25 protein-coding genes are annotated in these 22183 nt (G+C 61.0%); 17 read left to right on the forward strand and 8 right to left on the reverse strand.

What is annotated here, in order from left to right:
• Positions 1 to 166: 166 nt before the first annotated feature.
• Positions 167 to 781 carry a response regulator gene (locus tag KTQ42_RS03210; RefSeq protein ID WP_217344191.1) on the reverse strand — a complete coding sequence of 205 codons (615 nt, stop codon included), beginning with the start codon at positions 779 to 781 and terminating at the stop codon, positions 167 to 169.
• A gap of 211 nt (positions 782 to 992) precedes the next feature.
• Here KTQ42_RS03210 and KTQ42_RS03215 point away from each other — a divergent pair, with 211 nt between their 5' ends.
• Positions 993 to 1373 carry a hypothetical protein gene (locus KTQ42_RS03215; protein WP_217344192.1) on the forward strand — a complete coding sequence of 127 codons (381 nt, stop codon included), beginning with the start codon at positions 993 to 995 and terminating at the stop codon, positions 1371 to 1373.
• A 46-nt stretch (positions 1374 to 1419) separates the two neighbouring features.
• On the opposite strand, the gene KTQ42_RS03220 is transcribed toward KTQ42_RS03215, so the two are convergent.
• On the reverse strand, positions 1420 to 2754 hold the full coding sequence (locus KTQ42_RS03220; RefSeq protein ID WP_217344193.1) for a DEAD/DEAH box helicase: 1335 nt from the start codon (positions 2752 to 2754) through the stop codon (positions 1420 to 1422).
• A gap of 167 nt (positions 2755 to 2921) precedes the next feature.
• Positions 2922 to 3716 (reverse strand): inositol monophosphatase family protein, encoded by a 795-nt coding sequence (locus tag KTQ42_RS03225; protein WP_249222626.1) that lies wholly within the window; start codon positions 3714 to 3716, stop codon positions 2922 to 2924.
• Positions 3717 to 3869: 153 nt separating this feature from the next.
• On the opposite strand from KTQ42_RS03225, the gene KTQ42_RS03230 reads away from it, so the two are divergent.
• Entirely contained in the window at positions 3870 to 4700 is an 831-nt protein-coding gene (locus KTQ42_RS03230) for an RNA methyltransferase (protein WP_217344194.1), read from the forward strand.
• A gap of 329 nt (positions 4701 to 5029) precedes the next feature.
• On the opposite strand, the gene lexA is transcribed toward KTQ42_RS03230, so the two are convergent.
• Positions 5030 to 5686 (reverse strand): transcriptional repressor LexA, encoded by a 657-nt coding sequence (gene lexA / locus KTQ42_RS03235; protein WP_217344195.1) that lies wholly within the window; start codon positions 5684 to 5686, stop codon positions 5030 to 5032.
• Positions 5687 to 5955: 269 nt separating this feature from the next.
• Here lexA and rpsF point away from each other — a divergent pair, with 269 nt between their 5' ends.
• The 4 genes from rpsF to rplI are packed head-to-tail and all read left to right on the forward strand — an operon-like array spanning position 5956 to position 7430.
• Positions 5956 to 6324, forward strand: coding sequence for a 30S ribosomal protein S6 (rpsF, locus tag KTQ42_RS03240; protein ID WP_217344196.1), 369 nt, complete (start codon positions 5956 to 5958; stop codon positions 6322 to 6324).
• A 21-nt stretch (positions 6325 to 6345) separates the two neighbouring features.
• The gene (gene priB, locus KTQ42_RS03245; RefSeq protein ID WP_217344197.1) at positions 6346 to 6666 is read left to right on the forward strand and encodes a primosomal replication protein N; all 321 of its coding nucleotides are present in this window, start codon (positions 6346 to 6348) and stop codon (positions 6664 to 6666) included.
• A 1-nt stretch (position 6667) separates the two neighbouring features.
• Positions 6668 to 6952 carry a 30S ribosomal protein S18 gene (gene rpsR / locus KTQ42_RS03250; protein WP_194713504.1) on the forward strand — a complete coding sequence of 95 codons (285 nt, stop codon included), beginning with the start codon at positions 6668 to 6670 and terminating at the stop codon, positions 6950 to 6952.
• A 25-nt stretch (positions 6953 to 6977) separates the two neighbouring features.
• Positions 6978 to 7430: a 50S ribosomal protein L9 gene (gene rplI / locus KTQ42_RS03255; protein WP_217344198.1), complete on the forward strand. Its 453-nt coding sequence runs from the start codon at positions 6978 to 6980 to the stop codon at positions 7428 to 7430.
• A 113-nt stretch (positions 7431 to 7543) separates the two neighbouring features.
• On the opposite strand, the gene KTQ42_RS03260 is transcribed toward rplI, so the two are convergent.
• Positions 7544 to 7987 carry a MarR family transcriptional regulator gene (locus tag KTQ42_RS03260; protein ID WP_217344199.1) on the reverse strand — a complete coding sequence of 148 codons (444 nt, stop codon included), beginning with the start codon at positions 7985 to 7987 and terminating at the stop codon, positions 7544 to 7546.
• A 146-nt stretch (positions 7988 to 8133) separates the two neighbouring features.
• On the opposite strand from KTQ42_RS03260, the gene KTQ42_RS03265 reads away from it, so the two are divergent.
• From KTQ42_RS03265 to KTQ42_RS03280, 4 genes are all read left to right on the forward strand, one after another.
• The gene (locus tag KTQ42_RS03265; protein WP_217344200.1) at positions 8134 to 9528 is read left to right on the forward strand and encodes a replicative DNA helicase; all 1395 of its coding nucleotides are present in this window, start codon (positions 8134 to 8136) and stop codon (positions 9526 to 9528) included.
• A 57-nt stretch (positions 9529 to 9585) separates the two neighbouring features.
• Complete coding sequence (locus KTQ42_RS03270; protein WP_194713508.1) at positions 9586 to 10212, forward strand: DUF47 domain-containing protein; 627 nt, start codon at positions 9586 to 9588, stop codon at positions 10210 to 10212.
• 90 nt (positions 10213 to 10302) lie between these two features.
• Positions 10303 to 11310, forward strand: coding sequence for an inorganic phosphate transporter (locus KTQ42_RS03275; protein WP_217344201.1), 1008 nt, complete (start codon positions 10303 to 10305; stop codon positions 11308 to 11310).
• 105 nt (positions 11311 to 11415) lie between these two features.
• Positions 11416 to 12330 (forward strand): hypothetical protein, encoded by a 915-nt coding sequence (locus KTQ42_RS03280; protein WP_217344202.1) that lies wholly within the window; start codon positions 11416 to 11418, stop codon positions 12328 to 12330.
• 38 nt (positions 12331 to 12368) lie between these two features.
• Here KTQ42_RS03280 and KTQ42_RS03285 read toward each other — a convergent pair whose 3' ends face one another.
• The 3 genes from KTQ42_RS03285 to KTQ42_RS03295 form a co-directional block, all read right to left on the reverse strand.
• Positions 12369 to 14030: a PhoH family protein gene (locus KTQ42_RS03285; RefSeq protein ID WP_217344203.1), complete on the reverse strand. Its 1662-nt coding sequence runs from the start codon at positions 14028 to 14030 to the stop codon at positions 12369 to 12371.
• Positions 14031 to 14223: 193 nt separating this feature from the next.
• Complete coding sequence (locus KTQ42_RS03290; protein ID WP_349292118.1) at positions 14224 to 14700, reverse strand: peroxiredoxin; 477 nt, start codon at positions 14698 to 14700, stop codon at positions 14224 to 14226.
• 229 nt (positions 14701 to 14929) lie between these two features.
• The gene (locus tag KTQ42_RS03295) at positions 14930 to 15313 is read right to left on the reverse strand and encodes an Mth938-like domain-containing protein (RefSeq protein ID WP_217344204.1); all 384 of its coding nucleotides are present in this window, start codon (positions 15311 to 15313) and stop codon (positions 14930 to 14932) included.
• Positions 15314 to 15494: 181 nt separating this feature from the next.
• Here KTQ42_RS03295 and KTQ42_RS03300 point away from each other — a divergent pair, with 181 nt between their 5' ends.
• From KTQ42_RS03300 to crcB, 7 genes are all read left to right on the forward strand, one after another.
• Positions 15495 to 16724: a pyridoxal phosphate-dependent aminotransferase gene (locus KTQ42_RS03300; protein WP_217344205.1), complete on the forward strand. Its 1230-nt coding sequence runs from the start codon at positions 15495 to 15497 to the stop codon at positions 16722 to 16724.
• A 105-nt stretch (positions 16725 to 16829) separates the two neighbouring features.
• On the forward strand, positions 16830 to 18140 hold the full coding sequence (locus KTQ42_RS03305) for a homoserine dehydrogenase (RefSeq protein ID WP_217344206.1): 1311 nt from the start codon (positions 16830 to 16832) through the stop codon (positions 18138 to 18140).
• Between the two features lie 145 nt (positions 18141 to 18285).
• Positions 18286 to 19746, forward strand: a complete 1461-nt coding sequence (gene thrC, locus KTQ42_RS03310; RefSeq protein ID WP_217344207.1) for a threonine synthase — start codon at positions 18286 to 18288, stop codon at positions 19744 to 19746.
• A gap of 9 nt (positions 19747 to 19755) precedes the next feature.
• A complete protein-coding gene (glp, locus tag KTQ42_RS03315; protein WP_249222627.1) occupies positions 19756 to 20991 on the forward strand; it encodes a gephyrin-like molybdotransferase Glp in 1236 nt (411 codons plus the stop codon).
• Positions 20988 to 21245 (forward strand): molybdopterin converting factor subunit 1, encoded by a 258-nt coding sequence (gene moaD / locus KTQ42_RS03320; RefSeq protein ID WP_217344208.1) that lies wholly within the window; start codon positions 20988 to 20990, stop codon positions 21243 to 21245. The genes glp and moaD overlap by 4 nt, the downstream gene beginning before the upstream one ends.
• Before the next feature lie 17 nt (positions 21246 to 21262).
• Complete coding sequence (gene moaE / locus KTQ42_RS03325) at positions 21263 to 21724, forward strand: molybdopterin synthase catalytic subunit MoaE (protein ID WP_217344209.1); 462 nt, start codon at positions 21263 to 21265, stop codon at positions 21722 to 21724.
• Complete coding sequence (gene crcB, locus KTQ42_RS03330) at positions 21721 to 22095, forward strand: fluoride efflux transporter CrcB (RefSeq protein WP_217344210.1); 375 nt, start codon at positions 21721 to 21723, stop codon at positions 22093 to 22095. Before moaE ends, crcB begins: the two co-directional genes overlap by 4 nt.
• The last annotated feature ends 88 nt before the right edge of the window (positions 22096 to 22183 follow it).

Raw genomic sequence — 22183 nt, forward strand, 5'->3', positions numbered from 1 at the left:
CATCACGGTCGGCAGGTCATTGCCTGGTGTTGCAGCTACATGGCAGGAATAAACACCCTGTCTGCACATGTGCTTATTTCTCCAGATTCCGGCATTGCCAGGCGAGACTGTTAATTTTGCCAACTTGGTCAGCGGGACCACTGACTGATTCAACTTTTTGCAAGCACTAGACAGAAGAACGCATAGGCGCGCGCTTGGCCTTCTGCGCATGGCAGGCCCGAATGTAGCCTTTCAATTCCTCATAGACGATGGGTTTGGGAAAGTAGGTGACGCCCTTGGGCAAGCCGCCTCGTGCTTCCAGTTCTTCCAGGCTCAGGCTGGTCAGTACCGCGATATTGATGTCCGACAGTTCCGAGTAGGACATCACGGTTTGCATGACCTCGTAGCCGTCGATACCCCGCATGACGATGTCCAGTAGCAGGATGTCTGGACGCACCCCGGCGATATCGATCAGTGCCTTGTAACCGTTTTCGCACATCCTGACATCGATTGGCATCTTCCATGCGGCAAGCTGCGCTTCATAGATGCCACGTTGCACTGGGTTGTCCTCAACAATCAGTACGGTAAAACGATCGTCAACCTGGGTTGGTGTCTTGCCGATGGTGGCCTTGTAGGCATGTACGGCGGAGATTGGAATCCGGCGATGGCCACCGCGTGTCTTCCAGGCTTCAATTTCCCCTGACTCGACCAGATGCTGCACGGAAGTAACCGACATGCCGAGCAAGGTCGCTGCTTGTTGGGTAGTGCATACACCTTCAGTCATATTGGACTCCGCATTCATGATTTTGTTAATTCTCATAAAAAATACCAAATATGTCAAATTATTGTATTTCTTAAAATTTTGGCCTATGATGTCGTTTCCATGGGGACATAGTTATGCAGTCGTAACGCTATTTGTTGAAAACAACAGTTTTCCACAAATAATGGTTCTCATTCTTTAATTCGCGTTCGCACGATGCAGCACGCAGGACGCAAAAGCAACGTTGTGCGCAATGACAACTGAAAAAACGGATAAGGAAAAAACGATGAATGACTTGGAATCGATGGCGGGTTCATCTGCTGGATGCAACCACGGCCCGATGCTGGATGCGTTGATGGCAAACCTCAAGGTGACGAGCGACGCCGCTCTGTCGCGCAAGCTGATGGTGCCGCCGCCAGTGATCAGCAAGCTGCGCAACAACAAGATTGGCGTATCGGCAGGCCTGCTGGTGCGCATTCATGATGTGACTGGCATGTCGATCAACAAGGTCAGGACCATGCTGGGTTTGCCGATTCCGCAGCCACGTGAAGGTAGGACGCTGAAGAATGTTGTATACAGCCCCATCGCGCCGCTGCCGGCCAGAAAGCGCCGTACTGCGCGCACCGCTGACTAAGCAATGCAACAGCGCCGCTATCGCGGCGCTGTTGCATCATGGGCGCTTAGCCAAACTTGCGTGAACGGTTGTCGCTGCGCCGGTTTTCCGACCCGGCGCCACGATTACCCGTACCGCTGCCGGCTGTCCTGCCCGCCGGAGCCGCCGTCCTCGCGCGCGGCTGGGCATTGGCCCGCGGCGGATTATTCCTGCCGCCGCCATTCCCGCTACGCAGCTGGATTGGCTGTGGCCGTGCCGTCGGGTCCGGCTCGAAACCGGCAACCACTTCCCGCGGCAATTCACGCTTGATCAGGCGTTCGATGTCACGCAGCATGATGTGCTCGTCCACGCATACCAGCGAAACCGCTTCACCCGTTGCGCCTGCGCGGCCAGTGCGGCCGATGCGATGGACATAATCTTCCGGCACATTCGGCAAGTCGTAATTCACCACATGCGGCAACTGATCGATATCGATGCCACGGGCGGCGATGTCGGTCGCTACCAGCACCTGCAGGCTGCCATCCTTGAACTCGGCCAGCGCCCGCGTGCGCGCCGTCTGGCTCTTGTTGCCATGGATGGCCATGCCGGTGATGCCATCCTTGCCCAGCTGTTCCACCAGGCGGTTCGCACCGTGCTTGGTGCGGGTAAACACCAGCACCTGGCGCCAGTCATGGGCCTTGATCAGATGGGCCAGCAGCGGATGCTTGCGGTCACGGTCGACCGGGTGGATTTTCTGCGCAATCACTTCCACGGTCGAATTGCGGCGTGCCACCTCGATCATGGCCGGCGAATCCAGCAGGCCATCGGCCAGCGCCTTGATCTCGTCGGAGAAAGTGGCGGAAAACAGCAGGTTCTGGCGCTTGGGCGGCAGTGCGGCCAGCACCTTGCGGATGTCGCGGATGAAGCCCATGTCCAGCATCCGGTCGGCTTCGTCGAGCACCAGGATTTCGATTTTCTTCAGATCGATCGTGCCTTGCTGCATATGGTCCAGCAGGCGGCCAGGGGTGGCGACCAGGATGTCGACGCCCTGTTTCAGCGTCTTGATCTGCGGATGGATGCCGACGCCGCCGAAGATCACGGCCGAGTTCAGCTTCAGGTATTTGCCATAGGTGCGCACGCTTTCTTCGACCTGTGCCGCCAGTTCGCGGGTGGGTGTCAGGATCAATGCGCGGATCGGGCGCGCGGCGGAGGCAGGCTGCGAGCCCGCGCTGGAAAGCCGGTGCAGTATCGGCAGGGTAAAGCCGGCGGTCTTGCCGGTGCCGGTCTGAGCGCCAGCCAGCAGGTCGCCGCCGGCGAGGACGGCGGGAATCGCCTGCTTCTGGATCGGGGTGGGGCTGTTGTAGCCCTGTTCTGTAACGGCGCGAACAATTGCTTCGGACAAGCCGAGTTCTTTAAATGACATAAAGCTCTATTGGATGGATCGGCCCGCCATGAGCGCCAGCAGCCGGCAGACGGATCGGGAAGTAGGGGTCGGAGTCGACAGCGGCAGCATACTGGCAGTGTGCCGCGCGCCGCAGTATAACAGGCGCGCCGGAGTGGCGCGCCAAAACGGTGAATTGGCGTGGTGGATCAGCGGGAGAATGGCGACAGGTGCGCGACCATCTGGGCAAAAATCTTCGGGTTGCCGGCGATGATATCGCCCTTGTACAGATAGTCGGATTCGCCGGCGAAGGTGCCGACGATGCCGCCCGCTTCGGTAATGAGCAGCGAGCCAGCGGCGGCATCCCAGGGCTTCAGGTTCTTTTCAAAGAAGCCGTCGAGGCGACCGCAGGCGACATAGGCCAGGTCCAGCGCTGCCGCGCCGGGGCGGCGCAGTCCGGCGGTTTTCTGGGTCATGATCTTGAACATCTTCAGATATTCATCCAGCGCGTCCATGTTGGAAAACGGGAAACCGGTGCCGACCAGGGCGTCGGCCAGCCTGTCGCGGCGGGTCACGCGGATACGCTTTTCATTCAGGTAGGCGCCAGCGCCCTTGGATGCGGTGAACAGGTCGTTGCGGCTCGGGTCATATACCACTGCCTGCGTGATCTGGCCGCGCTGCTGCAGCGCAATCGATACGCAGTACTGGGGAAAGCCATGGATGAAGTTGGTGGTGCCGTCGAGCGGATCGATGATCCATACGTTTTCATTCTCGTCATGCAGGTTGGCCGATGCGCCGGATTCCTCCGCCAGGATCGCATGATCCGGGTAGGCGCTACGCAGTACCTCGATGATTGCCTGTTCGGCGGCCTGGTCGACTTCGGTGACGAAGTCGTTGTGGTTTTTCTCCGTGACCTGCAGTCGGTCGAGGTCGAAGGAAGCGCGGTTGATGATGGCGGACGCGCGGCGGGCGGCTTTGACCGCCGTATTGATCATGGGATGCATAGTGGTTCCGTTAAAATGGCGCATGCCTCGTGAGGCAATGGACCGCATGGAAAGAATATTAATGAGCGATGCGGTCCGGTTGGCTCGGTTCCTGCAGCTTGCCAGCCCGTCCGCGAAATTCCCGCTATTTTAAATGAAGCCTTGAAAACCAGTATGTCTCTTTTCCACCGCGTTCGCTTTGTGCTGGTCGAAACCAGTCGTCCGGGCAATATCGGCGCCGCCGCCCGCGCCATGAAAACCATGGGCTTCTCCGAACTCGTGCTGGTGCGCCCGCGGCGCGACGATGCGCTGCAGGAAGAGGAAGCGGTGGCATTCGCCAGCGGCGCCCAGGATATTCTGGCCGGCGCGCGGATCGTCGAGACGGTCGATGAGGCACTGGCCGGCTGCAACTTCGCTGCCGCGGTCAGCGCCCGCTTGCGGGAATACTCGCCGCCCGTGCTGACGCCGCGCGGCATGGCTGCCCATCTGACGGCGGACGAAGGCCTGAAGGCAGCGGTATTGTTTGGCAATGAGCGCTTCGGGCTGCCCAACGAGGTGGTGCAGCGCTGCAATGTGCTGATCAACATCCCGGCCAATCCCGACTACTCGTCGCTCAATCTGGCGCAGGCGGTGCAGGTGCTTGCCTATGAGTGCCGGCTCGCTTCGCTCGGCGATGCATTGCCGGAGGCGGGTGTGGGATTTCGCGGCGAGGCGGCGGACAGGGTCCAGATCGACGGCATGTATGCGCATCTGGAAGAAGCCCTCGTTCATCTCGGCTTTTTGAACCCCGCCAGTCCCAAGAAGCTGATGCCGCGCATCAAGCGCATGTTCGCCCGTAGCGGTCTTGAAACAGAAGAGGTCAACATCCTGCGCGGCATCGCCCGCCAGATATTGCAGGCGGAGCCGGGAAGAAGAGGGCAGGGACGGAATGCGGCAGCGGCTGCGCAGCAGGGCGAAGCGCCTTTGAATGAAGGCAAGGGACGACACAATGGTCAAGCGGATTAAATGGTGTCTTGCCGCACAGGCTGCCGGGGCCGTGGGCCCGCTGCAAGGCCTGCCAAAGGCAAGCAGCCGAGGCGTCCTGCTCCTTAACTTGCCAGGCAATGCAAGCCGCAACCGCAATCGCGATCCAAGCCTGCCGGCAAGCCGGCATTAAGTACTGAAGGCCATGTCAAACATGCAGATTCTGGCCGCTGGTGCCACGTGCAGGTCGGATTTCGGGTGGTCGATATGACAGTAAGTGCTGCGATAACCGGTAAGGCAGCAACCGGAAGTGCAATGACAGGGGTCAGGCTTGGCTAGCAGGAAGCTAGTGCCGGCCCCTGATGCCTGTCCTAGCTCCAGGCGCGCAGCAAACCCACCGCAAGGCCTTCCAGCGCAAATTCTTCGCGTCCCGGGTGTACCCGTATGGTTTCAAAGTCCGGGTTTTCGGGAAGAAGTTCGATCACGGACCCGGACTTCTTGTAGCGCTTTACGGTGACATCATCTCCCAGACGGGCGACGACGATCTCGCCGTTCTTGGCGCTGTCCGCCTTCTTCACCGCCAGCAGGTCGCCGTCCATGATGCCGGCGTCGCGCATCGACATGCCGCGTACCTTCAGCAGATAGTCGGGGCGGCTGCGGAACAGCGACGGGTCGACGCTATAGGTCGCATCGATATGTTCCTGCGCGAGGATGGGCGAACCGGCAGCCACCCGGCCGACCAGGGGCAGGCTCAGGTGCATGACTGCCGGATGTGATGCCGGCGCCATGCCACGCAAGCCGGCTCTGTCGTGCGAGGCGTCTACCAGCCGGATGCCGCGCGACGTGCCAGGCGATATTTCAATGGCGCCCTTGCGGGCCAGCGCCTGCAGATGTTCTTCGGCGGCATTCGCGGAACGAAAACCCAGTATCTGGGCGATTTCAGCACGGGTGGGAGGAAAGCCGGTGTTTTCGATGGCATCCTGGATCAGTTTGAGTATCTGTTCCTGGCGGGCGGTAAGTTTGATCATGGGAACACCTGGATTGTAAGAAGCGGGGTGCCGAAATTGTAAAGCTGTTTGGAATGACAGCCTGTATTTTTATACAGTGGCTGTATAAAAGCAAGCGTATAACCCGCGAATTAGCTGCATTTAACGGAATATATTAGGGAAATCTTGCCGGAGCAGTTAAACGGCTTGAGTCGGATCGGGCTTTCTAGTATGATCGCGGGTTTTCCTCTTCCCACACTCGTCTTGACGCCGGGGTGGGCGATTCTTCAATCAGTCCAAAAGGAGTTTTCATGCGTCATTATGAAATCGTATTTATCGTTCACCCGGACCAGAGCGAGCAGGTTCCGGCGATGATCGAGCGTTACAAGGGCATCGTTACCACCCGCGGCGGTATCGTTCACCGCGTTGAAGACTGGGGCCGTCGCCAGATGGCTTACATGATCCAGAAGCTTGCCAAGGCACACTATGTTTGCCTGAACATCGAATGCGACAGCGAGACGCTTGCCGAAATCGAAACCGGCTTCAAGTTCAACGACGCTGTCCTGCGTCACCTGACCGTCAAGATGAAGCGCGCTGAAACCAGCCCGTCGCCGATGATGAAGGCAGTGCAGAAGGAAGACGCCGCCAAGAGCCACCGCGCTGAAGCCAGCGCTGCCTAAGGCGAGGGATATTCCCGGAGCGTGAACCAGTTTCAGTTTGTTGCAACAATTGCCGAGCGCGAGGTTCTGCGCTACACCCCGGCAGGCATCCCGATCGTCTCCGCCCGTTTGCTGCATGTATCGCAGCAGACCGAGGCGAAAATAGACAGACGGGTGGAATTTGAAATCGCCGCGGTTGCCGCTGGCGAGATTTCAGGAAGATTCCACAATGCCGACCTGGGCGGAACCTACCGGTTTTCCGGCTTCCTCTCTCGCAAGAGTCGCAACAGTAAAAGCCTCGTGTTTCATGTCAGCGATTTCGAGGCAGTCAACCAACATAGTGATATAGATACAGGAGCCTAAAATGGCATTCGGTAAAAAATTCGACAAGAGCAAGCTCAAGGAAAAGCGCAAGCAGCAGAACCCCCTGTTCAAGCGCAAGAAGTTCTGCCGCTTCACCGCCGCCAAGGTCGAGCAGGTGGACTACAAGGACGTCGACACCCTGAAGGACTTCGTCCAGGAAAACGGCAAGATCATGCCGGCACGCCTGACCGGCACCCGTGCCCACTACCAGCGTCAGGTCGACACCGCAATCAAGCGCGCACGCTATCTCGCGCTGCTGCCGTACACCGATCTGCACAACGCGTAATCGACGACTGGAATAGGAGAAAAACATGCAAGTCATTCTGTTGGATAAAGTCGTCAATCTGGGCAATCTGGGCGACGTCGTTCGCGTCAAGGACGGTTACGCACGTAACTTCCTGATCCCTAACCGCATGGCACGCCGTGCAACCCAGGCCGCCGTGGCTGAATTCGAAGTCAAGCGCGCTGACCTGGAAAAGGCCGCCGCCGAGAAGCTGGCAGCTGCCCAGGCGCAAGGCGACAAGATGAACGGCCTGACCGTTCAGATTTCGCAAAAAGCGGGTGTTGACGGCCGTCTGTTCGGTTCCGTCACCAACGCAGACGTTGCCGAAGCGCTGAGCAAGCAGGGCTTTGCCGTTGAAAAGGCGCAGGTTCGCATGCCCCAAGGTCCGATCAAGACCACCGGCGAGCATCCTGTCACCGTTTCGCTGCACACCGACGTGGCGGTTGAACTGACCGTTGCAGTGCAGGGCGAGCACGCCTGATGCCGCGGATTCTTATCCGATAAAAAATGCCGGGGATCCCCGGCATTTTTTTTGCCTGCCTGATTCGTTGCATCGCCGTTGCGAAGGCGCAGCACTGGGCAACATGTCAAGGCTCAGCTGTTGCCTATCATCCGCCGCAGGAAGACTTTGAATTGCGCGACTTCATCGGGCGTGAAGTCACGCAGGTGATGGTTGAGCGCATTGATGGCTACCAGCGTCATTTGGTCGGCCAGGCTCTTGCCCTTGTCCGTCAGGCTGACTTGCACCATGCGCCGGTCGGCATGGCTGCGCAGGCGCCGTATGAAACCCTTTTCCTCCAGCCGGTCCAGCGCCCGCGTCATTGCGCCGGTATCAATGGCCATTTCCCGTGCCAGGTCGGCTGCCGTGTCGGCATGGCCGTGCAGCAGGCGCAGAAAAATGCCGAGCTGGGCATGGGTCATGTCGAACTCGGCAAGCGCGCGGTCTATCGTCGTGCTCAATTGGCCGCCGGCGCGTTTGAGCAGGTAGCCGATGCTCTCATCCGGGGTGTAGTTGTCCAGTCGGTAAGGTTGGCTCATGGGCGGCGTCAGGTGAAAGGAGCAGCCAATGTAAACAGGGGCCATCCAATTATCAAGTACCCGATGATCAAGTACCGTATCGAAGCGTAAACAGTTCGGTGAGCGAATTCTTGGCCTGCTGCTTTGGCCTGCGGCGAGCAGGTATAATGCGCGCCATGAATAGCCGTCCCGATCCGCAAGTCGATTCCCTCCGCGTCCCGCCACATTCCATTGAAGCAGAACAGTCCGTGCTGGGCGGTCTGCTTCTGGACAATGCTGCCTGGGACCGCATCGCCGATTTTGTTAGCCAGGAAGATTTCTATCGGTACGATCACCGCCTGATCTTCCAGCATATTGTCAAATTAATCAATAATTCCCGCCCCGCGGACGTCATTACTGTCTACGAGGCGCTTTCCTCTTCGGGCAAGGCAGAGGAAGTGGGTGGCCTCAGCTACCTGAATGCGCTGGCGCAAAACACGCCATCTGCCGCCAATATCCGCCGCTATGCCGAGATCGTGCGCGACCGTGGCGTGCTGCGCAAACTGATTACGGTGGCTGACGAGATTTCCGGCGACGCCTTCAACCCGCAGGGCAAGGAAGTCAAGCAGATGCTGGACGAGGCGGAATCCAAGATTTTTGCCATTGCCGAGGAGGGCGCACGCGGCGCCCAGGGCTTCCAGGAAATCCAGCCCCTGCTGACCCAGGTGGTCGAGCGCATCGACGAACTGTACAACCGTGATAGCCAGAATGACATCACCGGCGTGCCAACCGGTTTTGTCGACCTCGATCGCATGACCTCCGGCCTGCAGCCGGGCGACCTGATCATCGTTGCCGGCCGTCCTTCGATGGGCAAGACGGCATTCTCGATCAACATCGGCGAGAACGTGGCGATCGACAGCGGCCTTCCGGTGGCCGTGTTCTCGATGGAAATGGGTGGCGCGCAGCTGGCCATGCGTATGCTGGGTTCGGTGGGCAAGCTCGACCAGCACAGGCTGCGCACCGGCCGGCTGGCCGACGAGGACTGGCCGCGCCTGACCCATGCGATCCAGAAAATGAATGATGCCCAGCTCTACATCGACGAGACGCCGGCGTTGAGCTCGATCGAATTGCGCGCCCGTTCTCGCCGTTTGTCCCGGCAATGCGGCAAGCTGGGCCTGATCATCGTCGACTACCTGCAGCTGATGTCGGCGAACTCGGCCGGCGAAAACCGGGCAACGGAAATCTCGGAAATCTCGCGTAACCTGAAGGGCCTGGCAAAGGAGCTCAACTGTCCGGTCATTGCGCTGTCGCAGCTGAACCGCTCGCTGGAGCAGCGGCCCAACAAGCGCCCGGTGATGTCCGATCTGCGCGAATCCGGCGCTATCGAGCAGGATGCCGACGTCATTCTGTTCATTTATCGCGATGAAGTGTATAACCCCGATTCCCAGGACAAGGGCACTGCCGAAATCATCATCGGCAAGCAGCGTAATGGCCCCATCGGGGCGGTTCGGCTGACATTCCTTGGCCAGTTCACCAAGTTTGACAACTACGTTGGCAATGCGCCGATGTACAGCAGCGAGTAAGCGCTGTCGCGGCCAACGCAAGGACGCTGTCACCTCTTTTTATCTGGAGAAATAATCATGTTTGGACGTCTGATGCCCAACGAGGGCAAGTTTTTCGAGCTGTTCATTCAGCATGCCGACCTGTGCGTCAAGGGCGCGCGCGAGATGGTGGCGCTGATGACGAGTTTCGATGACCTGGAAAACCGGGTGCATGCCATCGAAGGCATCGAGAAGCAGGCTGACAAGGTCACCCACAACACGCTGGAAATGCTGCACAAGACCTTCATTACGCCGCTCGACCGCGACGACATCCATCAGCTGATCACCCGCATGGATGACATCCTCGACCTGCTCGAAGATGCGGCCCAGACGATTTCCCTATACGACATCAAGAACACCACACCGGAAGCCAAGCGCCTGGCCGAGCTGTGCCTGGCCTGTACCGAAAAGGTCCGCGCCGGCGTCGCCCTGCTGCACAACATGGACAATTCGCGCGAGATCCTCGCCATCTGCGCCGAGATCGACCGCCTGGAATCGGACGCCGACCATGTGATGCGCGCCGCCATGTCCAAGCTGTTCCGCGACGAGCCCGATGTTCGCAACCTCATCAAGCTCAAGGCCATCTACGAGATCCTCGAAACCGTGACCGACCGCTGCGAGGACGTGGCCAATATCCTGGAAGGCATCATCGTCGAAAACGCCTGACGTTTTCCGATGCCGGCGGCTGCGTGCCGCCTTCTCTGGCATGCGCCATCCCTGGCGCACGCCTGCCTTAACAAAATCCCAAGAACAATTATGCAAACTCTACAGATCAGCATCTATGCTCTCGCATTCCTTGTTGCGCTGGCGCTGATATTCGATTTCATGAACGGCTTCCATGATGCCGCCAATGCGATCGCAACCGTGGTATCGACCGGCGTGCTCAAGCCGCAGACCGCCGTGGCCATGGCCGCCACCTTCAACTTCGTCGCGATTCTGGTATTCCAGCTAAAGGTGGCGACAACGGTCGGGAAGGGCACGATCGATCCTTCCGTGGTGGACCACTATGTGGTGTTCGGCGCGCTGGTGGGCGCCATCGTCTGGAATCTGATCACCTGGTATTACGGCATTCCTTCGTCTTCCTCGCATGCGCTGATCGGCGGCCTGGTGGGCGCCGCTGTCGCGAAGGCTGGCACCGGCTCCCTGATCGCCGGCGGACTGCTCAAGACCATCCTGTTCATCGTGCTGTCGCCGCTGCTGGGCTTCATCTTCGGCTCGCTGATGATGGTGCTGGTGTCCTGGCTGTTCGTGCGGGCGACGCCACGCCGGGTCGACAAGTGGTTCCGCCGCATGCAGCTGGTGTCTGCCTCGATGTACAGCCTGGGGCATGGCGGCAACGACGCGCAAAAGACCATGGGCATTATCTGGATGCTGCTGATCGCCGCCGGCGCCTCGTCGCCGGATGAGCACTTGCCATGGTGGGTGGTGATCTCCTGCTATACCGCCATCAGCCTGGGCACGCTGTTCGGCGGCTGGCGCATCGTCAAGACCATGGGCCAGAAGATCACCAAGCTGAAGCCGGTCGGCGGCTTCTGTGCCGAAACCGGCGGCGCGATCACGCTGTTCCTTGCCACCGCGCTGGGCGTGCCCGTGTCGACCACGCATACCATCACCGGCGCCATCGTCGGCGTCGGTGCATCCAAGAAGATGTCGGCGGTACGTTGGGGCGTGGCGGGCAACATCGTCTGGGCCTGGGTCTTCACGATCCCGGCTTCCGCCTTCATGGCGGCGATTGCATGGTGGATAGGCACGCTGATCCTCTAAGACGGGTGTCGTCGCCCTGGCGGTTTTCTCCGGAGCCAAGAATAGGAATGCGTCACATACGTGGCGCATTTTTATTTTTAACCACCTTTTCCGGAGAAACTTTCCATGCGACCTTTTCCCAGCGTTCCTGCTCCAACTACCAATGCACAGGCAGCGTTCCGGTCGGCTGTCCCGACTGGCCGTGCGCAGCAGCCAGGCCCCACGCTGACCGTTCTGGAGCGCGGCTCGGATATCATGACCGTGATCAGCGGCCAGATCGACATGTCGCAGTCAGCCCAAAGCCTTTGCGATATGGCCGCAGCAAGCTCACCGCGCTTTCCTGGTTATCGTCCTGATGGCGCAGGGGCAATCGTCATCCTGCACACCGAGAGTGGACGCTTTGTCTTTGGATCGCTGCGTGCCAACCCTGCGCTTCAGTCTTGCCGTGCACCGAATGGACAGCCCTATCCCTTGCAGATGAATACCTGCGTCGGCGGCTACCTTCCCAATCCGGAGACGCCGCTGAAGAGCGCCATCCTGGCTGCTGCGAGGCCAAAGGTGATGCGTGAAGGTCTATCTGTTGCAACGCCTGAAGCGAGCCGGGTGCAAGGGCAGTTGGCGCAGCTGCTCGATGCCATCGAGACGGACGCAGGCTGGGAGCCACGCGTCTGTATCCACACCGACAAGTGGAAGGACAGGGAAGGCAATGAAAAAACCATGTGCTTTCTGACGGCTGTCAAGCATCTGCAATGCACCGAAGCCGACCGGACTGCTCTGGAGCAGGGCCTGAAATTCAATGCCATGCTGCCTTCTTCATCTGGCCGCGAGCCGATTGCATTTGGCTTTGCGCTGATCGACAACCTTACTGCCAATGCGCTCGACACCTATGCAGCCGATGAAGTGACGAAGGCCACCCGTGCATGGGAAGCGCACGGCGATACGGTCGCCGTTGTGTTCAATGACCTTGCAACCGCAGCCCTGAAAAAAAACCGGGCCTTCGAATGCGATTCGCCGGCCCGGTTGACGTTGAGTAGTCAGTAAGGTTTCAGATGCGGGAGCGAGTCCCGCTTTCATTGCGGTTACAGCACCTCGCTCGCATGATCCGCCAGACGCGACCGTTCGCCGCGGGCCAGCGTCACATGGCCGCCATGCGACCAGCCCTTGAAGCGGTCGACTACATAAGTCAGGCCGCTGGAGCCTTCGGTCAGGTAAGGCGTATCGATCTGCGCAATGTTACCGAGGCAGACGATCTTGGTGCCGGGGCCCGCGCGCGTCATCAGGGTCTTCATCTGCTTGGGCGTGAGGTTCTGGGCTTCGTCGATGATCAGGTACTTGTTGACGAAGGTACGCCCGCGCATGAAGTTGAGCGACTTGATCTTGATGCGTGAACGGATCAGGTCCTGGGTCGCGGCGCGGCCCCATTCGCCGGCCTCGTTATCCGACTTGTTGAGGACTTCGAGGTTGTCGTCGAAGGCACCCATCCAGGGCGACATCTTTTCCTCTTCGGTGCCCGGCAGGAAGCCGATGTCTTCGCCGACCGGCACCGTGACCCGGGTAACGATGATTTCGTTATAGGTCTTGGTTTCCAGCACCTGCGTCAGGCCGGCGGCCAGGGCCAGCAGGGTCTTGCCGGTGCCGGCCTGTCCCAGCAGCGAGACGAAATCGCATTCCGGATCCATCAGCAAATTCAAGGCGAAGTTCTGCTCGCGGTTGCGTGCAGTGATGCCCCAGACGCTGTTCTTGTTGTGGCTGTAGTCGCGCAGGGTGCGGATGACGGCGGTCTTGCCATTGATCTGCGTGACATTGCCATAGAACGATGCCTCGCCGTTGCTGGGCTCCATGTAGACGAACTGGTTGACCAGCATTGCCGGCACCAGCGGCCCGGTCAGCCTGTAATAGGTATAGCCAGTGCCATTCTTGCTCTCCTGCCAGGACTCCATGCCCTTCCCATGCTTGGTCCAGAAGTCGTCCGGCAATTGCAGGATGCCGGAGTACAGCAGGTCGGTGTCTTCCAGCACATGGTCGTTGAAATACTCCTCGGCCGGCAGGCCCATCGCCCGCGCCTTGATGCGCATGTTGATATCCTTCGACACCAGCACGATCGCGCGTCCCGGATACTGCGCTTCGAGCGCGCGAACCACGCCGAGGATCTGGTTGTCCGCCTTGCCGACCGGCAGGCCTTCGGGCAGCTCGATATTCTGCAGCTTGGTCTGGAAGAACAGGTGGCCGCGGGCGTCCTTGTTGCCCAGCTTGGCCAGCGGGATGCCGTCATCGATGGCGTTGTCGTCGATGTCGGCAACCAGCGCGTCGAGCGAGCGCGATACCTGTCTCGCATTGCGCGCCACCTCGGACATGCCCTTCTTGTGATTGTCCAGTTCCTCCAGCGTCATCATCGGCAGATAGACGTCATGTTCCTCGAAGCGGAACAGCGAGGTCGGATCATGCATCAGCACATTGGTGTCGAGCACGAACAATTTGGTGCTGCCAGCCTTGTCGGCGGCGCGGCTGGTGCTGGACTTGGCGCGGGTTTCAACTGCCTTCAGTACCTTCGGGCGCGACTTGGCCGCGGCGAGTTCGGGCAGCTTGGCGCGGGTGGCAGGCGCCGGTTCTGGCCGGGCAGGCGCGGCTGCAGGTTCAAGCAGCTTGATCGATGGCTTAACGGTCTTGCCTTTTTCCGCCTTGGGATAGTCGCTCGGGGAGAGCAGCGTTGCAGGCTTGGTCGGTAGTTTCGGAAGGGGCATCAGGACCTCAATCTAGGATGTCCGCAGGCCGCCAGCCGGGTGGGCGGACGGACAGGAGGGACGGTTGGCGGGGTAGTGCATGGAATGGCTGCGGTACCGCAGAATGCAAAAAGCCGTTTTGGAAAAGGAAGGCTCCTTTTCTTCAAACGGCTCTGGACTGAGGTTTCTTTTAGGCTTCAACGTATCGAGCGAATTAATGGATAGCCTTCACGAATTCGAGCACTTCATCAACATGCCCGGGCACTTTCACTCCACGCCATTCTTTCACTAATCGCCCGGAAGCGTCAATGATGAATGTGCTGCGATCAATGCCGCGCACGGCTTTTCCGTACATGGTCTTGCTTCTGATCACATTGAAGAGATTGCAAAGGGCTTCGTCGGGATCCGAAATCAACTGAAAGGGCATCGCCAGCTTGGTGCGGAAGCTTTCATGGGAGCGCAGGCTGTCGCGGCTGACGCCAAAGATTTCCGTATTGGCATGCTGGAATTCGGGATACAGCTCACGAAAGCGAATGCCTTCGGTGGTGCAGCCTGGCGTATTGTCCTTTGGATAAAAGTACAGAACGATGTTCTTGCCCCGATAGTCTGCAAGGTGAAAAGTCTGGTCGCTGGTCATGGCGGCAGAAAAATCAGGCACGATTTCGTGCAGCGCAGGTGGGCTCTCTACCACAGTGTTCTCCTGTTGTTACATCGATGTTTGCCGGCCAATCGGCAGCCGGTCAAAGCCATAGAGCGGGCCAGCACGGAGAACGTTCACCGCTTGGGCGCCCGTCGCCGGGTGGCGGACGCCCGGGAATGCAGGCCATATTGGGCCGGGTTTCCGGGTTTCAAGTTCAACATCATCAAAGCCATTCCGGCGTTGATCAGAGCCGGAATAATCTGTCCGCATGACAGGATAGTCAGCCTTGTGGCGATTCCAGAATGAGCGCCAGCGCCACCTTGCGACCTTCCGCCATCAGGATGTTGTAAGTCCGGCATGCCGCCTGGTTGTCCATGGTTTCCACGCCGACCCGGCGCGCATTGAGCGACGCAATCAGTTTCGGATGGATGAAGTGCTGGCGGGCGCCAGTACCGAGGATGACGACATCGGGTGAGAGGGCATCGATATGCTGGAAGTCCTCTGCGGCAAGGGCGTCGAAGGACGCGACCGGCCAATCGACGGGAGCCATTTCGGGCATGACCACCAGGCTGTTGCGGTAGTGGACGGCATTGATCTCGACACCGCTCTCGTCGTAGGCGGTGACGGTCTGGTATTGCTGGGTGGAAGTGGCGTGTAGCTTCATGAGATGAATGCGCCGGCCATGTCGAATGCCGGCGGACAGGCGGAAATGAGGAGCATTGTAACGGTTTTCAATATTCGAACTTTCGGTATCGATTGATAAAACCAGTTGCTTTCGGCAAAATGGGCCTTTTATCGCGGCGCAGCATTCAGCCTGACCGCCTCACATTTCAAGGAAGCGCCCCGTGCGACCGATTCAGAAATCCAGGAAACTGGCAGACGTCTGTTACGACATCCGTGGTCCCGTGCTGGAAAAGGCACGTCAGATGGAAGAGGATGGTCACAAGATCATCAAGCTCAACATCGGCAACCTGGCCGCCTTCGGATTCGACGCGCCGGACGAGATCGTGCAGGACATGATCCGCAACATGGGCAATGCTTCCGGCTACACCGATTCCAAGGGCCTGTTCGCGCCGCGCAAGGCGGTGATGCACTACACCCAGCAGAAGAACATCGGCGGCGTCACCATCGATGACATCTACCTGGGCAATGGCGCCTCCGAGCTGATCGTATTGAGCATGAATGCGCTGCTCAATACCGGCGATGAAGTGCTCGTGCCGGCGCCGGACTATCCGCTGTGGACCGCGGCGGTCAGCCTGTCCGGCGGGACGCCCATCCATTATGTCTGCGACGAGCAGTCGGAATGGATGCCCGACATCGAGGACATCAGGAAGAAGATCACGTCCAATACCCGGGCCATCGTGGTGATCAATCCGAACAACCCGACCGGCGCGCTGTACTCCGTTGACCTGTTGAAGGAGATCGTCGAACTGGCGCGCAAGCACCAGTTGGTGGTGTTTGCCGACGAGATCTACGACAAGGTGCTGTACGACGGCAATACCCATACCTCGCTGGCGTCGCTGGCCGACGACGTGCTGTTCATCACCCTGAACGGCCTGTCGAAGAACTATCGCTCCTGCGGCTATCGCGCCGGCTGGATGGTGGTGTCGGGCGAGAAGAAGCATGCGAAGGATTACATCGAAGGCCTGAACATGCTGGCCTCGATGCGGCTGTGCGCGAATGCACCCGGCCAGTTCGCCATCCAGACCGCGCTCGGCGGCTACCAGAGCATCGACGACCTGGTGCGTCCGGGCGGCAGGCTGCTGCGCCAGCGTGACCTTGCGCACAAGCTTCTGACCGACATTCCGGGCGTCACCTGCGTCAAGCCGAAGTCGGCGCTGTACATGTTCCCGCGGCTCGATCCGAAGATGTATCCGATCGCAGACGACCAGCAATTCGCCTATGAGCTGCTGGCCGAAGAGCGGGTGCTGATCGTGCAGGGCACCGGCTTCAACTGCCCGACCACGGACCATTTCCGCGTCGTGTTCCTGCCCAATACCGACGACCTGACCGAAGCTGTTGGACGCATTGCCCGCTTCCTCGACGGCTACCGGCGGCGTCACAGCATCGCATAGAAAGCGCACGCGCAGCACGGGCTGGCATCGGCCTGCTGCAGGCAGCCGGCCGATGCCGGCGCCATTCCCATCCCCAATCATTTGTCACCAGAGTCCGGAATCACCATGAAACCCATCAAAGTAGGCTTGTTAGGCATAGGCACCGTCGGCGGCGGCACCTTTGACGTCCTCAAACGCAATCAGGAAGAGATCCGCCGCCGTGCCGGCCGCGGCATCGAGATTGTGATGGTGGCGGACCTGAACACGGCCCGCGCCACCGAGCTGACCCATGGCCAGTGCGAAGTGGTCAATGATGCCAACTTGGTGGTGAACCATCCCGACATCGACATCGTGGTCGAGCTGATCGGCGGCTACGGCATCGCCAAGGAACTGGTGCTGAAGGCCATCGCCAACGGCAAGCATGTGGTCACGGCCAACAAGGCGCTGCTGGCCATCCATGGCACCGAGATCTTCCGCGCCGCGCAGGACAAGGGCGTGATGGTGGCCTTCGAAGCGGCAGTGGCCGGCGGCATCCCCATCATCAAGGCCTTGCGCGAAGGCCTGTCTGCCAACCGCATCGAATGGGTGGCCGGCATCATCAATGGCACCACCAACTTCATCCTGTCCGAGATGCGCGACAAGGGCCTGGACTTCGGCACCGTGCTGAAGGAGGCGCAGCGCCTGGGCTATGCCGAAGCCGACCCGACCTTCGACATCGAAGGCGTGGACGCGGCCCACAAGGCAACCCTGATGTCGGCGATTGCCTTCGGGATACCGGTGCAGTTCGACCGCGCGCATGTAGAAGGCATCACCAAGCTCAGCGCCACCGATATCCGCTACGCCGAGCAACTGGGCTACCGCATCAAGCTGCTGGGCATTGCCCGCCGCACCGATGCCGGCATCGAGCTGCGGGTGCATCCGACGCTGATCCCGTCCAAGCGCCTGATCGCCAATGTCGAAGGCGCGATGAACGCGGTGCTGGTGCAGGGCGACGCAGTGGGCGCCACGCTCTACTACGGCAAGGGCGCGGGCGCGGAGCCGACCGCTTCGGCCGTGATTGCCGACCTGGTCGACATCACCCGCCTGGCCACCGCCGACCCCGGACACCGGGTGCCGCACCTGGCCTTCCAGCCGGATGCGATGTCGGACACGCCGGTGCTGCCGATGTCGGAAGTCACCACCAGCTATTACCTGCGCATCTGCGTGGCCGACAAGCTCGGCGTGCTGGCCGACATCACCCGCATCTTGGCCGACGCCACCATCTCGATCGACGCGATGCTGCAGAAGGAGCCGGGCGAAGGCGAGACCCAGACCGACATCATCCTGCTGACGCACCAGACACAGGAAAAGCATGTCGATGCGGCGATTGCCCGCATCGAGGCGCTGCCGACAGTGGAAGGCCGGGTCACGCGGATCAGGCTCGAGCAACTGGCCTGAGCCCGCGCGGCATTGGCCGCGCATGCCGTCCCGGCCCAGGGCCCGCAGGCGCCTTTCTGCGGTCCATGACAGCCTCTTGCCCCGTGTCCGCCGGGGCAAGGCCTTATAATTCGCCATCCCCACGCCACACGCCACCAGACAGCCGATGCATTACATCTCCACCCGCGGCCATGCCGCAGCCCAGAACTTTTCCGAAATCCTGCTGGCCGGCCTGGCGCCGGACGGCGGCCTCTATCTGCCGGACGTCTATCCGCAGGTCAGCGGCGCCGAACTCGATGCCTGGCGCAACCTGTCGTATGCCGACCTGGCCTTCGAGATCCTGTCGCGCTTCGCCACCGATATCCCGGTCGAGGACCTGCGCGCGCTGGTGCGCAAAACCTATACCGCCGAGGTGTACTGCAACGGCCGCGAGGGCGAGGATGCCGCACTGATCACACCGCTGTGCACGCTGGAGGAAAAGGATGGTGGCAAGCTGATGCTGCAGGCGCTGTCCAACGGCCCGACGCTGGCCTTCAAGGACATGGCCATGCAGCTGCTGGGCAACCTGTTCGAATACACCCTGAGCCGCCAGAATGCCGAGCTCAACATCCTCGGCGCGACCTCGGGCGACACCGGCAGCGCGGCAGAATATGCGATGCGCGGCAAGAAGGGCATACGGGTGTTCATGCTGTCGCCGCACCGCAAGATGAGCGCCTTCCAGACCGCGCAGATGTTCAGCCTGCAGGACGAGAACATCTTCAACATCGCGGTCGAAGGCGTGTTCGACGATTGCCAGGATATCGTCAAGGCGGTGTCCAACGACCTCGCCTACAAGGGCGCGCAGAAGATCGGCACGGTCAATTCCATCAACTGGGCACGCGTCGTGGCGCAGGTGGTGTATTACTTCCGCGGCTACCTGCTGGCCACCACATCGAACGAGCAGAAGGTCTCGTTCACCGTGCCATCGGGGAATTTCGGCAATGTCTGCGCCGGCCACATTGCGCGCATGATGGGCCTGCCGATCGACCAGCTGGTGGTGGCCACCAACGAGAACGATGTGCTGGATGAATTCTTCCGCACCGGCATCTACCGGGTGCGCAAGTCGTCCGAGACCTATCACACCACCAGCCCCAGCATGGACATCAGCAAGGCGTCCAACTTCGAGCGCTTCATCTACGACTTGCTTGGCCGCGATGGCGATCGGGTGAAGGCGCTGTTCAGGAAAGTGGAAACGCACGGCGGCTTCGACCTGTCGGGCGGCCCGGGCAGCGACGGCGATGAATTCGCCAGGGTGGCGCAGTACGGTTTCGTGTCCGGCAAGTCCATCCACCAGGACAGGCTGGCGACGATACGCGACGTGCATGCGCGTTACGGCGTGACCATCGATACCCACACCGCCGACGGCGTGAAGGTCGCGCGGGAATACGTCAGGCCGGGCGTGCCCATGATCGTGCTCGAGACCGCGCTGCCGGCCAAGTTCAACGAGACCATTCAGGAAGCGCTGGGCCATGATGCCGAGCGGCCGCACGGCTTCGAGAACATCGAGTCGCTGCCGCAGCGCTTCGTGGTGATGCCGGCCGACGCGGCCGAGGTCAAGCAGTACATCGCGGTCCATACCGGACTCTAGGAAGCGACCATGAATGCCAGGCCCATGCTGACCGTGCGCGAGGCGCTCGACTTCCTGATGGGCGCGGCGCGCCCGCTCACCGACACCGAAACCGTCTCCACATTGCAGGCCAACGGCCGCGTGCTGGCTGCCGACCAGCGCTCGCAACTCGACGTGCCGCCGGCCGACAACACCCAGATGGACGGCTATGCGGTGCGCGCCGCCGACTGCGCCAGCGGCGCGGCGCGGCTGCCGGTATCGCAGCGCATCCCGGCCGGCCATGTCGGCCAGCCGTTGCAGCCCGGCACCGCGGCGCGCATCTTCACCGGTGCGATGATCCCGGCCGGCGCCGATGCGGTGGTGATGCAGGAAGCCTGCGAGGTCGACGGCGATCTGGTGCGGATCAATGCGGCGCCGCAGGCCGGCGCCTGGATCCGCCGCGCCGGCGAGGACATCCGCGCCGGCGGCGTGATCCTGGCGGCCGGCACGCTGCTGCGGGCGCAGGAAATGGGCCTGGCTGCCTCGGTCGGCCTGGCCGAACTGCCGGTGCTGCGCCGGCCGCGGGTGGCGGTGTTCTTCACCGGCGACGAACTGGCGATGCCGGGCGAGCCTCTGGCGCCAGGCGCGATCTACAACTCCAACCGCTACACACTGCGCGGCCTGCTGGAGAACCTGGGCTGCGACATCACCGACTACGGCATCGTGCCGGATACGCTGCAGGCCACCCGCGACACCCTGCGCGCAGCGGCTGCCGGGCATGACCTGATCATCACCTCCGGCGGCGTCTCGGTCGGCGAGGAAGACCATATCAAGCCGGCGGTGGAAGCCGAAGGCAGGCTCAACATGTGGCAGATCGCGGTCAAGCCGGGCAAGCCGCTGGCCTTTGGCGAAGTCAGCCGCAACGGCAATGCCGGCGACAGCGCGTTCTTCCTTGGCCTGCCTGGCAATCCGGTGTCCTCCTTCGTGACCTTCCTGCTGTTCGTGCGGCCCTTCATCCGCCGCCTGGCCGGGATGTCCGACGCGGCGCCGGCCGGCTTCATGCTGCGCGCCGACTTCGCCTGGCCCAGGGCCGACCGCCGCAACGAATTCCTGCGAGCGCGCGTCAACGCCAACGGCGGCCTGGACCTGTTCCCCAACCAGGGCTCGGGCGTGCTGACTTCCACCGTCTGGGGCGATGGCCTGATCGACAATCCGCCCGGCCAGACGATTGCGCCTGGCGACCTGGTGCGCTTCCTTCCGTTCAACCAGATGCTCTACCTGTCATGAAGATACAGTTGCGTTTTTTTGCCAGCATCCGCGAGGCGCTTGGCACGTCGCAGGAAACGCTGGACCTGCCGCAGGAGGTTGGCACGGTGGGCGCCTTGCGCCATCACCTGCGCGAGCGCGGCGAGGCCTGGGCGGCGGCGCTGGCGCCGGGTCGGGCGCTGCGCATGGCCTGCAACCAGCAGATGGCGGACGAGGCCACGCCGCTGTCGGAAGGTTGTGAAGTGGCTTTCTTTCCGCCCGTGACCGGCGGCTGACTTCTACGGAGCACATCATGCCGGTACGCGTGCAGACTGAGGATTTCGACCTGTCCACCGAGGTGCGCCAGTTGCGCGCAGGGCGGCCTGAGGTGGGCGCGGTGGCGACCTTCATCGGCACCGTGCGCGACATCAATGAAGGCGCCAGCGTCGCCGAGATGGAGCTGGAGCATTATCCCGGCATGACCGAGAAGGCGCTGGAAGACATCGTCGAACGCGCCAGGGTGCGTTTCAAGCTGGCCGATGCGCTGGTGATCCACCGGGTCGGGCCCTTGCTGCCGCAGGAGCAGATCGTGCTGGTGGTGACCTTGTCCGCCCATCGCGGCGAGGCATTCGCCGCCTGCGAATTCATCATGGATTACCTGAAGAGCGAAGCGCCGTTCTGGAAGAAGGAACAGACGCCCGAAGGCGCGCGCTGGGTCGACGCCCGCAGCAGCGACGAAGCCGCGCTGCGCAGGTGGTCGGAGCCGGCCGCGTGAGCTGGCTTGCGGTCGGCGTGGGCGCCGCGCTCGGCGCCTGGCTGCGCTGGCTGCTCGGCATCGCGCTCAACACCGCGAATGCGATGCTGCCTTACGGCACGCTGGTGGCCAATCTGTCCGGCGGTTTCCTGATCGGCATTGCCGTCGCATTTTTCGAGCGCTACCCCGGCTTGCCAATTGAATGGCGGCTGTTCGCCGTCACCGGCTTCCTCGGCGGCCTCACCACCTTTTCCACTTTCTCCGCCGAATCGATGATCCTGCTCCAGCGCGGCCAGTACGGCTGGGCGCTGGGCCATATCCTGCTGCATCTGGCAGGCTCGATTGCCTGCTGCATCGCCGGTTTCGCTGCCTATCGCGCATTGGCCGGCTAGCGACTGGTCCACTCTTCACGGCTTGTTTCCGGCCTGCTGTTTTCCCTTTCATAGACCGGCTCGCACCATTGTCCGTCCGTGCTTCATC

The sequence above is a fragment of the Noviherbaspirillum sp. L7-7A genome (genome assembly GCF_019052805.1).
In the GTDB taxonomy this organism is placed as follows: domain Bacteria; phylum Pseudomonadota; class Gammaproteobacteria; order Burkholderiales; family Burkholderiaceae_D; genus Noviherbaspirillum_A.